We start from the raw sequence: 13,743 nt of genomic DNA, 5'->3' as shown, positions 1-13,743 counted from the left end.
CCGGGATCATGTCCATCCCGCAGCGGGACAAACAGGTCGGATCCCACGGCCGCCCGGCGCGGCCCTCACCCTGGAGAGGCGGCGGGGGCGGGCCGGCCGTGCGGAGGTTCTCGTCCGGCGTGGGCGCGGTGCAGAGCGAGGAGGGCCTGGTCGTCCTTGGGCCGGCCGCCGATGTGGTTCCTCACGTCCTGGATCAGCGCGTCCAGGATCTGTCCGGGGGCGAGGTGGACCCCGGAGCGAGTCCGGCGGCTGAGGGCGAGGGGCAGACGGGCCACGGGGTCGTAGAAGCTTCCGGCGGCGTCCCGCGACTCGGTGATGCCGTCGGTGTAGCAGAGCAGGGTGGAACCGGCCGGGAAGGAGTGGCTGTCCACCGGGGCGGACCAGACGCCCAGGTCACTCATACCGAGCGGTGGCGCCTCCTCGGAGGCGTCCAGAAGCGTGGCCCGGCCCTTGGAGTCCAGCAGCACGGGGGGTGGATGGCCGCGGTTGACCAGGCGCACGGTCTCCAGGTCCGTGGAGAACTCCACGATCAGCGCCGTCGTGAACCCCTCCTCCTGCTGCTGGCCGCCTCGGCGGCCGCCTTCCCGCAGGAGGGCCCGTTCCAGCCTGGTCACCAGCTGCGGGAGATCCTCGGCCTCGTCCGCCGCGTACCGGAAGGCGCCGAGGTCCGCGCTGACGGCGCTGACCGCCCCGAGCCCCTTGCCCCGTACGTCGCCGACCATGACGCGGATCCCGTGCGGGGTGCTCTGCACCACGTACAGGTCTCCTCCGATCAGGGCCTCGCTCTCGGCCGGCACGTACCGTGCGTCGATGTGCAGGTCACCCAGGCGTGAGGGCGGCCTGGGCAGCACGGCGTGCTGGGCAACGGCTGCGACGTGCTGAGCCCGCCTCGCGCGGGCGTCCTGGGTGCGCAGCGTGCGGTGGATCAGCACGGCGAGAGCGGTGACCGCCACAAGGGTGATCTGGTTGGCCAGACCCGCCCGCCAGCCGAACGTGCCGTCGACGCGCGCGAGGAACGCGTGGACGATCATCGACGTGATTCCGACCCCGATGATCCCGCGGACCCCGAGGAGGGGCGCCGCGGCGACCGGTGCCGCCATCAGGAGCGGCGCGGACGTGACGTCGTGCGGGGTGACCAGGTCGATCACCACGGCCAGAACGATAAGGCCTACGGGGATCCACTGGGTTCTCAAGCGCTGCGACACTCCCCCACGTTGCCCGCCGGCGCGGCCCTCCGCATCCGGGCGAACCGCGGTCGTACGCACATGGCGGGGCGTCCGGCGGGCACGAGCCACCCGTGGTGGCGGTCCGGCAGGTGTTCTTCCGCACGGAGTGATCTCGACCGGCAGGCAACCCGCCGCGGCAAGAACACGTGTATAAGACATGTACGTACACGCTCGAACGGAGTAGCCGGTGCCTCGTCAAAGGGAACTCATGCGCCTTCAGAAGACGTCCGTCATCGTCGCCGCGGCTGCTGCGGCCCTTTCGCTCGCCGCCTGCAGCGGTGGTGGAGCCGACAGCGGCTCGCCCGCGGGTGCGTCGGCGAGGGTGTCGTCCGGCGCCGGTGTCCCGGCGAGTCCGAGCGCCTCCGCGAGCCCGGGTGGTAGCGCGAGCCCGAACGGTTCCGGAGATCCGGGGGGCGCCACAGCCTCCGGGAACCAGGAGCCCGAAGCGGGAGACGCTCAGGTGTCCGCCTCCGCCACCGGCACCTCGGCGGCCGAGGGCAGCTTCTGCCGGACGTCCCAGCTGATGTTCAGCAGCTCCGGCGGCATGGCCGAGGGCGAGGTGCTCATCAACCTGAAGAACGCCGGCACCTCCTCCTGCACGATGCACGGGTTCCCCGGGCTGGATCTGAGGAGCAAGGACGGCATCGTGAGCGCCGAGCGCGGGGACCGGCCGGTTCCCGTGGTCACGCTGGCACCCGGGGAGGGCACCAACTTCCCCGTGCACTTCCCGCCGGACAACAGTGGCGGCTCCGGAGTGACGTTCACCTCGGCCGACGTGACACCGCCGAACGAGACGCACTCGCACCGCATGTCCCTCTCCGTCCGCATCCCCGCGGGCCAGGACTCCGCGCCGCGCATCACGGTGGAGCCCGTCGGCTCGGGCAAGTAGGCCCACCCGCGTCCCGGCACCGGCGTGCAGCGCGCAGAAGTGCGCGGTCCGTTCAGGAGCGGCTCAGGCTCAGCAGCAATCGGGTCGTCGGGTCGTCCCGCCCCGTACGCAGCCTCGGGACCGCCTCCACCACGGCAAGGGCTCGGCACCAGGCCAGGACGCGGTCAGGCGACTGGCCGGGCACCAGCTTCGCGAGCCTGTCGATCCCGGCCGTGAGTCCGGCCATCTCCCCGGCTCCCGCGAGTACCCAGTCCACGGCGTCGAAGTCGGGATCGCCGAGGGCCGGCCGTGGGTCGATCGCGACGAGGCGTCCCCCGGGGCCCGTCAGCACGTTGCCCGGGTGGAAGTCGCCGTGCACGAGTCCCGCAGTGCCGCCGGCCGCGAGCTCCAGAGCGGCTTCACGGGAGCGTTCGATCACGGACCGGTCGAGCGCGCGGTACGCGTCGGCCGAGCCTGCGTGGACCATCCTGCGACGGGTCAGTTCGAAGAGGAACTCCACGCGGCGGGCGAGGGGGCCCAGCACCGAGCCCTGCCGCGGGGCGGGAGCGGGCATCCGCAGCTCCCGCAGCAGGGCAGCCACCTGCGGCAGGCTCCGGCCCGGCCGCCGCACCGGTGCCCCGGGCAGCACCTCGTCCAGGAGCAGTGCGCCGCTGTCGAGGTCCTCCGCCAGGAGGGTGACGACGGACCTCGTACCGGCCCAGGCTTCGAGCGCCTCGGCCTCCTCGGCGGCGATGACCGGATCCGGGGTCAGCTTCAGCCGGACGACGCTTCCGTCCTGGTGCCGTGTGCAGCGGAATACCCGGGACGTCCCGCCGCCTCCCGCCTCACGGACCTGAAGCCCCCAGCGCTCGGACAGCCGGTCCACCAGCGTCGGCAGCCGATCGCACCAGCCGAGCACGTCCGGTCCGAAGCGCACGACGAGCCGCTCACGGACCTCGGGCACCACCTCGGTCGTGTCCACCGCACCCCGTTCGCCGCCCCTTCGCCACCGGTGACCGACCGTATCAGCCCTGGCCACGCGCCCACTTGAAAGCGGAGGCGACCGGGCGGCGGCCCTCCGTCGTCCGCCGCGCTGACGAGACCGGACGCCTCCCTTGGCACTCAGGTACCACGCGCAGGACCCGTACGAAGAGGGATTCGGCTACCCCGCGCCGCTTCGTAGCGTCGTGATCGTCCCGACGGCCGACCACCGCCGGGACGACGACTCCGAGGACGGGCGAGTGGAACAGGTGACACCGGTGACTCAGCGGCAGCGACCGACGGACAAGGCATTCGCCCCCGAATACCAGGGGGCGCTGGGCTCGTTGTCGGTGAACTCCTCGCTGACCGACGTACTGGCGAAGGGCATCGGGGAATGCGGGCGGCCGAGGACGCGGGGCTGCCGGGGGAAGTGGCACGCTGCGGGCTCGCCGTGGCGGAGGCGTACCGGCGGCTGGGGCGCGTGACGGACGCGGACCGGGCGTGGAAGGCGAGCTATCGCGCGGCGCGCTCGGCCGGGGACACCGGGGCGATGGCGTGGGCGCTGTGGAGCGGGGGCACACTCGCACGCCAGAGGGGATCGCTGGCACTGGCCTACCGGCTGCTCGGGCTCGCGGCCGAGCTCGGCGAACTCGGGGGTGACGTGGTGGTGCGCGGCTATTCGCTGGCCGGTCTCGCCGAGACCGGACGCATCCAGGGCGACTACCAGGCTGTCGGCGAACTGCACGAACAGCTGCTCGCCGAGGCACGGAAGCGCGGAGAGGCCAGGCACACGGTGTGGGCGCTGGAGGGCATAGCCCAGATGCACCGGAACACCGGCTCGTACGACCGGGCGCTGGCGCTCTTCGAGGAGGCGGCCGACACGGCGGGCCGGGCCGACGACCGCCGGGGGCGGGCATGGGCGCTGCGGGGAATCTCCGACGTGGTGTCCGTACGCGACGGGAATGTGGAGCGCGCCCTGACGCTGCTCGCCGAGGCGGAGTCGGTGTGCCGTGAGATGAACCTGTCCAGTGCGCTGGCGTACAACCACAAGATGCGCGGCAACGTGCGCTACCGGGCCGGGCGGTACGCGCAGGCCCGCGACGACTATACGCTGGCTCTCGCGGAGTTCCGGGAGATGGACGAACCGCGCGGCACCACGCTCTCCCGGCTCGGTCTCGCCAAGTCTCTGGCCCGGCTCGGGCGGAATCCGGCCGAGACGGCTGTCGAACTGGCCGAGCTGCGCGGGATCCTGGACCGGATCGGCCTGCGGCACGCACGGGACATGGTGGACAGGGCCACGGCGGAACTGGGGGTGGGGCCCCTCCCGGGCGAGGACAGGCGCGCCGAGGAGGCGGCGGCGCGATGAGCTCCCCGATGACCGCGCGGGCCGGTGCCGGTGCCAAGTCCAGCAGGCCGGCCACCGTCCCTTCGGACACGCAACCGGGGGCCACGCAGTCGGCAACCGCCGCTGACGCCCGGCGCACGCTGGCCCGTTGCCGCCGGCTGGTACGGCCATCACTGTCCGCCGCGACTGAACGGCTCCACCCGTGGACCGGCGAGATGGCGGCCTTCTCGCTCGGTTGGTGCGAGGTCGGCGGCGCGTCGAGGGATCCGTCCTTCGAGGGCAAGGGCGTCCGTCAGGCTCTCGCCGTGCTGTGCGCCGAGGCCGTCGGAGCTCCCGGGAAGAGTGCCGTCGTCGGCGCGGTCGCGGTCGAACTGGTCCATGCCTTCTCGCTGATGCACGACGACATCATGGACGGGGACGCCACGCGGCGGCGCCGGGAGACCGTGTGAGGCGTACGGCACCGGGCCCGCCGTGCTCGCGGGCGACGCGCTCCTCGCCCTCGCCGTGCAGACCCTCGCCGTGCAGACCCTCGCCAAGGTACCGGCGCCGCACACGGGCGCGGCCGTCGCACGCCTGTGGGGGACACTCGGCGAACTCGTACGCGGCCAGGCGGAGGACCTGCTCTTCGAGACGCGCCCCTGGACGGGTCCCAAGGCGGTCCGGCTCGAGGAGTACCGGGCCATGGCGGAGCTCAAGACGGGCACCCTGCTGGGCTGCGCGGCCGCTCTCGGCGCACTGCTGGGCGGGGCTCCCGCGCGGACCGTCACCACGCTCGACCTGGCGGGGCGTCATCTCGGTGTGGCCTTCCAGGCCGTCGGCGATCTGCTCGGCATCTGGGGCGACCCCGAGGTGACGGGAAAGCCTGTGCACAGCGACCTGCGACAGCACAAGAAGACCTACCCGGTGCTCGCCGCGCTCGCCACGGGCACGGCCCACGCCGCAGACCTCCTCACACTCCTGAACTCCTCGCGCCCCCTCGACGGAGACCGGGCGAAGGCCGCCGCGGTACTCGTCGAGGCGTGCGGCGGCCGCACCGCCACCGTGGCGGAGGCCCGCCGCCACCTCGACGCCGCCCGGGCGTGCCTGCGGAGCGTGCCTCTCGCCTCGGAAGCCGCGCGCGAGATCGGGACCCTGCTCGGATTCCTGCTCCACCGCACGGTGTGAACGGGGATCGCGCGGCAGTCCGTGCTCATTTCTGGACTGCGGGGCGCGTCTGCCTGCCCCAGGCGAGTCAGCCCCACTACGCCGCGTCCAACCCTGACCATTCAGGCCGCCGCACTGTCCGGCCTGGCCACGAGCTGCACGTACGGCGTGACGCTCTGGCTGATCATGGCCGGCCACATGGGTCTGGCCGTCGCCGGAACCGCCGTGATCGCCGTGCGGTCGGGGTCGGCGAGCCTGGGCGCCCTCGTCATGAACATCAACCAGTTGCACGAGGAGAGCCTCTACGTGCAGGACCACGACCGCTTCCTGGCCGGGGCCGCACGACGCTCGATCCCGAACGACGGGGAGGATCCGCCGGAACGGGTGGGGCAGGTCGTGCTGGACAAGGTCAGTTACCGCCATCCGGAGCGTGGCGACCCGGCCCTGGACGGCGTCTCGGTGACCCTTCCTATGGGATCGGTGACTGCCGTCGTGGGTGAGAACGGCTCGGGCAAGAGCACGCTGATGAAGGTGCTCGCCGGACTGCTGCTCCCGCAGAGCGGCACGGTGCACTGGGGTCCGGCGGAGCTGTCCGTCCTGGATCGTTCACAGGTGTTCGACCGGGTGGCGCTGCTCACCCAGGATTTCCAGCGCTGGCCGGTCACGCGCCGGGCTCAACATCCGCATCGGGCGCCCCGGCCGGCCCGCCGGAAACCAGGACCTGCTGCCCTCGGTCGACTACGCGGGAGCCGCCCCGCTCCTCGCGAAACTCCCCCGCGGCCTGGACAGTCTGCTGGCCCGTGTGTTCCGTGGGGCCTCCGAACTCTCCGGTGGCGAATGGCAGAAGACGGTCTGGCCCGGACCCACTGGCGCACCGCGAGCGGCCGGGCAGACAGTGTCCTCATCGTCGACGAGCCCACATCGGCCCTCGACCCCGAAGCCGAGATCGCCGCCTTCGACGCGGTCCGCCGACTGGCCGGGCCTGACCGGGCGGTGGTCCTCGTGACCCATCGCGTGTCCGGTGTCCGTGAGGCGGACATGATCTACGTACTCGACCGAGGCCGCCTCGTCGAGCACGGCAGCCATCACGAACTCATGGCCGCCCGGGGGCGCTACGCCGCGATGTTCACCACGCAGGCGGCGCAGTACGCCCCGGAGCCCCGTGGGGCCGTGCCACGTCCGGGCGGCCCTGCCGGACACCCCACGGAGCGGTGACCGGTCGCGTTCGCGTGGGGCGGCGCGCCGAGCGGTGCGGGGGCCGCTGCGGCGAGGCGCCGCTCGTAGGGTGACCTGCGTGAACGTGCGCGAGGACGGAAAGAGGACGCTCGGTCGCCGGCGGCCGGGCTACGCGGCGGCGGCTGTCGTGTTCGCCATCGGGATGGCCGGGACCACCCTGCCCACACCGCTGTACGGCCTCTACCAGGAGCAGATCGGGTTCTCCGAACTGATGGTGACGATCGTCTTCGCCGTCTACGCGCTGGCGGTCATCACGGTGCTCCTGGTGGCGGGGAACTACTCGGACGCGGTCGGCCGCAGACCGGTGCTGCTGTGCGCCATGGCCCTGTCGGCCGCGAGCGCCGGGTGCTTCCTGCTGGAGAAGGGCCTGCCGCTGCTCTTCGCCGGGCGGGTGCTGTCCGGGTGCGCGGCAGGTCTGCTCAGCGGTGCGGCGACCGCGGCCGTCATCGAGCTGGCCGGCCCCGGGCAGAAGGCACGGGCGGGGTTCGCGGCGACGGCGGCCAACATGGGCGGCCTCGGCTGCGGCCCGCTGCTCTCCGGCCTGCTCGCGCAGTACACCCCCTGGCCGCTGTCCCTGCCGTTCTGGGTCCACCTGGGACTCGTGGCCGTCGCATGCGTGATCACCTGGCTCCTCCCCGAGACGGTGGCGGCGCCGAAACGGTGGCCTCGGCTGACGCCTCAGGGCGTCGCGGTGCCTCCGGAGGTGAAGCGGGTGTTCGCGTCCGCCTCGGTGGCGGCGTTCGCGGGCTTCGCGCTGCTCGGGCTGTTCACGGCGGTCGCGCCGAGCTTCGCCGCGCAGACGCTGGACGTGCACAACCTCGCCGTGTCCGGCGCTGTGGTCTTCTCGGTGTTCCTCGCGTCGACCTTCGGGCAGTTGCTGACGCAGTGGATCAGCGCCCGCCGCGCGCTGCCCACCGGCTGCGGCATCCTCGTCGTCGGCCTGCTCCTCGTGGCGTCGTCGCTCGTCGCCGAGTCGCTGCTCCTGCTTGTCCTGGGCGCCCTGTGCGGCGGTACGGGCCAGGGGCTGGCCTTCCGTGCGGCACTCACCCTGGTCAGCGGAGCGGCGCCGCCGGAGCACCGGGGCGGCACGATCTCGGCCTTCTTCGTCGTCGCGTACGCCGGTATCTCCGTCCCCGTGGTGGGCGTCGGCGCGCTCGCCACCTGGCTCGGGCTGCGTGAGGCCGGGCTGGTCTTCACGGGCTGCGTCGTCCTGCTGGCGGCCGGAGCAGGAGCGTACGCCGCGCGCAGGCCGGCCACCTGATGCGGTGGCCTGCGCAGTACAGGGCCGTTTCGCCGCTCGGATCACATCACAGCAGGTCGGCGGCTGTCGATGGAGAGGTCACCGCACGCGCAAGAGCGACTGAAGGCGACCTTCGCGCCGAGTGGATCAGCCGTAGCACCGCGTGACGTGCGCCACTCGTGTGCGGGCACATCGAGTGTTTGCCGACGCCTTGATGGGTAAGGGGCTCCTTGATCACCGGAAGTGACAATCCGGCGGAAAGTTCATAAGAGCACACGAAGAGGAGGAGGGTTCGATGTCCTCGAAGCGACGTCGCAAGAAGAAGGCCCGCCGCAAGAACGGCGCGAACCACGGAAGCCGTCCGCAGACCTGAGGACGCTCCGGCACATCGGGGGGTGGCGTAGCCGCCCCCCGAACGCGTTGCCGGCGCGATCACCTCCGCCTGAACACCCGGGAGCGCGCGGGCCGAAGCCCGCCGGATCGCGCTCCGGATCGGCCGGCGGCAGTCGGCGCCTGAGCGATCAGGTGCTCACCGTCCCCGCCCGCCCGATCCCGGCAGGCCGTGCTCCTCAAACCCAGGGCGGCGACCGGTCCATCGCCTGGACCCCGGACGTGCCGCCCCAGCCGTACTGGCCCACCGTCGGCGCCGACGACGTCCTTCCGGTTCCGCCTGCGCGAATCCGCTGGGCCGGAGGGCACCTGGGCGGGCGGCGCACGGTCCGGGTCCACGCGGTGGGCGGCGGGGGCCAGGTCGTCGGCGCGCCCTGAAGGGCGTCCGGTGACCACCCGGCTGCCGGACGGCGCGGGCGCGATCTTCACCGAAGCCCCTCCGCGCCCCCTCGGCGTGGCGAGGCGTACCTCCAGGCGGCGCCCGGCCGAGGTGGGCCCGGACGGTCCGGATGGCTCGCGGGGTGCCGTTCCACGCACCATTGTCCGGGCCGGACCGTTTGCCATTTTGGATGATGTACATCATCCTCACTGTGGATGACGAAAATACTCCACAGGCCACGGGCGTCCCTCACCACCGCTCCCGTCACCTCCCCCACGGACTGAAGCGCCGGGAGGTTGGCACGAGCCATCGTGTCCGTCCCCGGGCCGGCCCCGCACGCCGGCCGGAGCCCCACGGGCGCACTGCCCGCCCCCGCGCGGGGGCGGGCCGAGGCACGCGCCCGCCACTCCAGCCGATCCCCGCAGAGAGGAAATCGTGACCACAGCAGCAGCCGCCATGCCGAACGCCAGGCGCGGAACCATTCCCGTCTTCGCCGCCGCCACCGCCGTGACCGTGTCGAACATCTACTTCACACAGCCCCTGCTGGAGCAGATCGCCCGCAGCTTCCACATCTCCGCCGCGGCCGCCGGTCTCGTGGCGACCGCCGGCCAGATCGGCTACGCCCTGGGCATCGTGGCGATCGTCCCCTTGGCCGACGGAGCCAAGCTGCGGCGGCTGTCCGCCGTACTGCTCACGGTGACCACCCTGGCACTCGTCGCCGGAGCGTTCGCACCCTCGATCACACTGCTGAGCCTTGCGGCCCTGATCCTGTCCGCCACGACCGTGATCCCCCAAGTGATCATGCCCACCGCCGTGGCCATGGCCGCGAAGGGGCAGGCAGGCCGTGTCCTCGGAGCGATCGGTACCGCACTGACGCTGGGTGCGCTGGTCTCCCGCAGCGTCTCCGGCGTCCTCGCCGAGATCACGGGAACATGGCGCGCCGGGTTCCTCTTCTCAGCACTCGCCACAGCGGCGATGCTCCTGATCCTCCCCCGGTACATGCCGGCAAAGGCCGGACAGGGGACCGGTGAGACCCTGGGCTACCGCAGGCTCCTCAGGTCTCTGCCGGCCCTCTTCCCGCGCTACCCCGCACTGCGCATCTCGGCAGCGCTGGGCGGACTCGTCTTCGCCGCCTTCTCGGGCTTCTGGGCCGTGCTGGCCTTCCACCTCACCGAGCAGCCGATAGGACTCGGGGCCGCCGCGGTCGGGCTCTTCGGAATCGCCGCCGTCCCCGGCGCGCTGGGTGCCCGGTACTCCGGCCGGATGGCCGACCGGTGGGGGCCGACGGTCGTCAACGCCGCCTCGCTCACCGCAGTGGCACTGGCCCTCGCCCTGTTCCTGATCGCCGGCGACTCCTTGGTCGCCCTGTTCATCGGCGTCAACCTGCTGGGCTTCGGTACGACGAGTGGCCAGATCGCCAACCAGGTCCGCGTCTTCACCGCCGGGCCCGAGGTACGCGCCCGGATCAACACCCTGTACATGTTCTCGGTGTTCGCCGGGGGCGCCACAGGGACAGCGGTCGCGGGGGCGCTCTTCGCCGCGTACGGCTGGTCAGGGGCGATCGGGGGCGGGTTCGGCTTCCTCGGCCTCGCGATGGTCGTGCTCGCGCTGCACGCGGCCAGGACCCGGCGCGAGCCGGCCGGATCCGCACTCGCAGATGACTCCGTATCCCTCCCCGGGGCCGGGGTTCCCAGTGACTCCGTGTCCCTCTCGGGCACCCGTTCTCCGGGTGACCGCGTCCGGGCCGGCGTCGGTTCGGAAGGCTCTTCCGGCCGGTAGGCACGGTCGTGGGCGAAGCCGCAGCCGCCCCGGTTCCGGCGCCGCCCCGTCGCCCGGGCGTCACGACCGTCGGCGGGGGCGGTGCACCGGCGATCGACGCACCGTCCTCCACCTGTGCCGTCTGGAGGAGCCACAGCCAGGGGCGGGCCCCCGACCGGCCTCCCCGGAGCGGGTCCGCGCACAGCCGCGGAGCTCAGTGGGCGCGTACGACCGCGCGGACACTCTCGATGCTGCCGCAGCCGGCCTTCAGGTGCTTCTCCCTGTCGCGGAGGAAGACGGCGCCGAGTTCGGCGCGGCGCTCGTCCGGCACGTTCTCCCGGGCACCGTTGAGGATCGTGCGTTCCTCCTCGTCGAGGTGGTGCGTGATCGCTTTCGCCAGTTCCTCCAGCTTCTCGTCCCACTCGTCGGAGCCGACGTCCCGGACCTCCATCAGGGCGAGAAGCGCCTCGTTTCCCTCGTGGTGTTCCTCCTCCCCGTGCTCGATCTCCTCGTTGTCCACGTCGCGGAACCGTTTGAGCGCGGGGTACACCTCGGCCTCCTCCGCCTCGCCATGGGCGATCAGGAGCGCGGCGAAGTCGTTCAGAGCCGCCCGCCGGTCCTCCTCGACACTCCTCATCCGCCGCAGCAGCTCCTCCATGCTGCGATGGTCCGCAAGAATCTCGGCTACCACGTCATGCGCTTCGGACACCACAAGCTCCTTCTTCTGGACTCTGCTTCGCTGCTACCCCCGGGGAGGGCGGGCAAGCAGAGCCGTGGTCCGCGTGCGCGGAGCCGGACGGGATGTGGTCCTGTGCCGCTTCGGCCTGCACAATGCAGCGTGTGACTGATCAGGACCCGTATCTGTGGCTGGAAGACATCGAGGGGGAGCCCGCTCTCTCGTGGGTGGCCCGGCGGAACGCCGAAACCGAAGCTGCGCTGGCCGTCGGCGACGGCTTCGCCGGACTGAGAACGCGCCTGCGGGAGGTGCTGGACGCGTCGGACCGCATCCCCTACACCACTCGGCGGGGCGCGCACCTCTACAACTTCTGGCGGGACGCCACGCGGGTGCGCGGCGTGTGGCGGCGTACGACGCTCGAGCAGTACCGCAAGGACTCACCCGAGTGGGAGGTACTCCTCGACCTCGACGCGCTCGCGTCGGCCGAGGGCGAGAAGTGGGTGTGGGTGGGTGCGCGCGTGCGCGATCCCGGCCACGACCGCGCGCTCCTGAGCCTGTCGCGTGACGGCGGTGACGCGGTCGTGGTGCGCGAGTTCGACCTCGGCAGTCTGGAGTTCGTCGAGGACGGCTTCCGGGTGGAGGAGGCGAAGACGCGGATCGGCTGGATCGACGCCGACACCGTCTTCGTCGGCACGGACACCGGGCCGGGTTCACTGACCGACTCGGGCTACCCGCGCACGGTGCGCAGGTGGCGGCGCGGAACACCGCTAGCCGAGGCCCCCGTGGTCTTCGAGGGGGACGCGGGTGACGTCTCGGCCGGCGGCTGGCACGACAGCACTCCCGGTTTCGAGCGGGACTTCGTCGTCCGGACGCTGGACTTCTACCGCAGCGAACTCCACCTGCTCGGCCCCGACGGCACGCTCGACCGGATCGACGTTCCCGACGACGCCGTCGCCTACGCCCATCGCGGGTATCTCGTCGTCACGCTGAAGTCCGCCTGGCTCGGCCGGCCGGCCGGCTCCCTGCTCGCGTTCGGCTTCGACGCGTTCCGGGCGGGCGACCGTACCCCACAGGTGCTGTTCACCCCGGACGAGCGCACGGCTCTGTCCGGCCACTCATGGACCCGTCACCATCTGATCCTGACGACGATGCGCGACGTGAGCACCCACATCGAGGTGCTCACCCCGGCCTCCGACGGCGCGTGGGCCCGCAGTCCGCTGGCCGAGGTGCCGGCTCTGTCCGACGCGACCGTCGTGGACACGGACCCCGACGTGTCGGACGAGTTCTTCCTCGACGTGTCCGGGTTCCTGCAGCCCTCCACGCTCTACCACGGTGAGACCGGGGGCGGGATGGAGATCCTCAAGCAGGCCCCGGCACGCTTCGACACGACAGGTCTGCGGGTGGCCCAGCACTTCGCGGCCTCCCAGGACGGCACGCGGGTGCCGTACTTCGTGATCGGCCCCGCCGGCTCCCGCCCAGGCCCTACCCTGCTCTACGGCTACGGCGGGTTCGAGGTATCACTCACGCCCTACTACGGCGCGGTGACGGGCCGGGGGTGGCTGGAGCGCGGCGGTACGTACGTGATCGCGAACATCCGGGGCGGCGGTGAGTACGGCCCGAAGTGGCACCAGGCCGCGCTCGGCGCGGACCGGCACCGGGCCTTCGAGGACTTCGCGGCGGTCGCCGCCGACCTCGTAGCCCGTGGCATCACCACCCCCGCCATGCTCGGGGCCGAGGGCGGCAGCAACGGCGGACTGCTCATGGGCGCGATGATCACCCGCTACCCGGAGCTGTTCGGGGCTGTGGTCGCGGACGTTCCGCTGATGGACATGCTGCGCTTCCACAAGCTCCTGGCCGGCGCGTCCTGGATCGCGGAGTACGGCGATCCGGACGACGAGAGCGACCGGGTCCACCTGCGGGAGCTCTCCCCCTACCATCGGCTGGCGGCCGGGCTCCCCTGCCCGCCGGTCCTGCTGAAGACGTCCACCCGCGACGACCGTGTCCACCCCGGGCACGCCCGGAAGACGGCCGCGCGCATGCGCGAACTCGGCCTGCCCGTCCTGTTCCACGAGAACGTCGGCGGCGGCCACGCGGGCGCGGCCGACAACGAGCAGGCGGCTCACAACCGTGCGCTGGTGCACACCTTCCTCTGGCAGCACCTGGCACCACAGGAGCCGCCCGCCACGCCCTGTCCAGCGCGCGGCCTCGGCCCACCCGGCCTCCTCGGTTCACGGTGCCACGGCGAGGCGGTAGGCCTCGTCGTCGGCGGGGAGGTTGCGGTGAGTGTCCTCGGCGGGATCGCGCCGTCGGCCAGGACGAAAACACGGTCGGCCGCGTCCAGGAGGGCAGGGAACTGGGCGCGACGGAGTACTTCACCTCGATGGGTGGCTACCTGACCGGCCGGGCCTGAGCGACGGCCGCATACCACCGTCGGGCGTGACGGAACGTCCCGCGGCCTGGACGGGGCGCGGACATGGCCCCGTTGCCCGGCAGCCTCAGGC

At 72.2% G+C, this 13,743-nt stretch carries 10 protein-coding genes and 3 pseudogenes; 9 read left to right on the top strand and 4 right to left on the bottom strand.

From position 1 onward, the window contains the following. Positions 1-65: 65 nt before the first annotated feature. Together ACFU5K_RS11700 and ACFU5K_RS11695 are read right to left on the bottom strand one after the other, a co-directional pair. Positions 66-1,205 carry a PP2C family protein-serine/threonine phosphatase gene (locus ACFU5K_RS11700; RefSeq protein WP_384059384.1) on the bottom strand — a complete coding sequence of 380 codons (1,140 nt, stop codon included), beginning with the start codon at positions 1,203-1,205 and terminating at the stop codon, positions 66-68. 237 nt (positions 1,206-1,442) lie between these two features. Further along, positions 1,443-1,646: a hypothetical protein gene (locus ACFU5K_RS11695; RefSeq protein WP_384059381.1), complete on the bottom strand. Its 204-nt coding sequence runs from the start codon at positions 1,644-1,646 to the stop codon at positions 1,443-1,445. A 40-nt stretch (positions 1,647-1,686) separates the two neighbouring features. Here ACFU5K_RS11695 and ACFU5K_RS11690 point away from each other — a divergent pair, with 40 nt between their 5' ends. Continuing rightward, the gene (locus ACFU5K_RS11690; protein ID WP_384059378.1) at positions 1,687-2,115 is read left to right on the top strand and encodes a DUF4232 domain-containing protein; all 429 of its coding nucleotides are present in this window, start codon (positions 1,687-1,689) and stop codon (positions 2,113-2,115) included. A gap of 52 nt (positions 2,116-2,167) precedes the next feature. Here the strand turns inward: ACFU5K_RS11690 and ACFU5K_RS11685 are convergent, their stop codons facing one another. Continuing rightward, on the bottom strand, positions 2,168-3,076 hold the full coding sequence (locus tag ACFU5K_RS11685; protein ID WP_384059376.1) for an aminoglycoside phosphotransferase family protein: 909 nt from the start codon (positions 3,074-3,076) through the stop codon (positions 2,168-2,170). Positions 3,077-3,344: 268 nt separating this feature from the next. Here ACFU5K_RS11685 and ACFU5K_RS11680 point away from each other — a divergent pair. The 7 genes and pseudogenes from ACFU5K_RS11680 (at position 3,345) to ACFU5K_RS11650 (ending at position 10,587) form a co-directional block, all read left to right on the top strand. Next, a pseudogene (locus tag ACFU5K_RS11680) lies at positions 3,345-4,441 on the top strand (tetratricopeptide repeat protein). 8 nt (positions 4,442-4,449) lie between these two features. Next, a pseudogene (locus ACFU5K_RS11675) lies at positions 4,450-5,584 on the top strand (polyprenyl synthetase family protein). Between the two features lie 147 nt (positions 5,585-5,731). Next, positions 5,732-6,778 (top strand): ATP-binding cassette domain-containing protein, encoded by a 1,047-nt coding sequence (locus ACFU5K_RS11670; protein ID WP_384059374.1) that lies wholly within the window; start codon positions 5,732-5,734, stop codon positions 6,776-6,778. Between the two features lie 79 nt (positions 6,779-6,857). Next, positions 6,858-8,060, top strand: a complete 1,203-nt coding sequence (locus ACFU5K_RS11665; RefSeq protein ID WP_384059371.1) for an MFS transporter — start codon at positions 6,858-6,860, stop codon at positions 8,058-8,060. A gap of 274 nt (positions 8,061-8,334) precedes the next feature. Beyond that, positions 8,335-8,412, top strand: coding sequence for a 50S ribosomal protein bL37 (locus ACFU5K_RS11660; protein WP_371604899.1), 78 nt, complete (start codon positions 8,335-8,337; stop codon positions 8,410-8,412). Between the two features lie 194 nt (positions 8,413-8,606). Further along, a pseudogene (locus ACFU5K_RS11655) lies at positions 8,607-8,795 on the top strand (enterochelin esterase); the annotation flags it as partial. 448 nt (positions 8,796-9,243) lie between these two features. Then, positions 9,244-10,587 carry an MFS transporter gene (locus tag ACFU5K_RS11650; RefSeq protein WP_384059369.1) on the top strand — a complete coding sequence of 448 codons (1,344 nt, stop codon included), beginning with the start codon at positions 9,244-9,246 and terminating at the stop codon, positions 10,585-10,587. Positions 10,588-10,780: 193 nt separating this feature from the next. On the opposite strand, the gene ACFU5K_RS11645 is transcribed toward ACFU5K_RS11650, so the two are convergent. Next, a complete protein-coding gene (locus ACFU5K_RS11645) occupies positions 10,781-11,275 on the bottom strand; it encodes a hemerythrin domain-containing protein (protein ID WP_384059367.1) in 495 nt (164 codons plus the stop codon). 122 nt (positions 11,276-11,397) lie between these two features. On the opposite strand from ACFU5K_RS11645, the gene ACFU5K_RS11640 reads away from it, so the two are divergent. Next, the gene (locus ACFU5K_RS11640) at positions 11,398-13,638 is read left to right on the top strand and encodes a prolyl oligopeptidase family protein (RefSeq protein WP_384059364.1); all 2,241 of its coding nucleotides are present in this window, start codon (positions 11,398-11,400) and stop codon (positions 13,636-13,638) included. The last annotated feature ends 105 nt before the right edge of the window (positions 13,639-13,743 follow it).

Source organism: Streptomyces sp. NPDC057428 (genome assembly GCF_042803195.1).
In the GTDB taxonomy this organism is placed as follows: Bacteria; Actinomycetota; Actinomycetes; order Streptomycetales; family Streptomycetaceae; genus Streptomyces.
This window is presented reverse-complemented; position numbering and strand designations above follow the sequence as displayed.

Coding starts and splice junctions, on each gene's coding strand:
- ACFU5K_RS11660 (WP_371604899.1), top strand. CDS start 8,335: ATGTCCTCGAAGCGACGTCGCAAGAAGAAGGCCCGCCGCAAGAACGGC.
- ACFU5K_RS11640 (WP_384059364.1), top strand. CDS start 11,398: ATGCAGCGTGTGACTGATCAGGACCCGTATCTGTGGCTGGAAGACATC.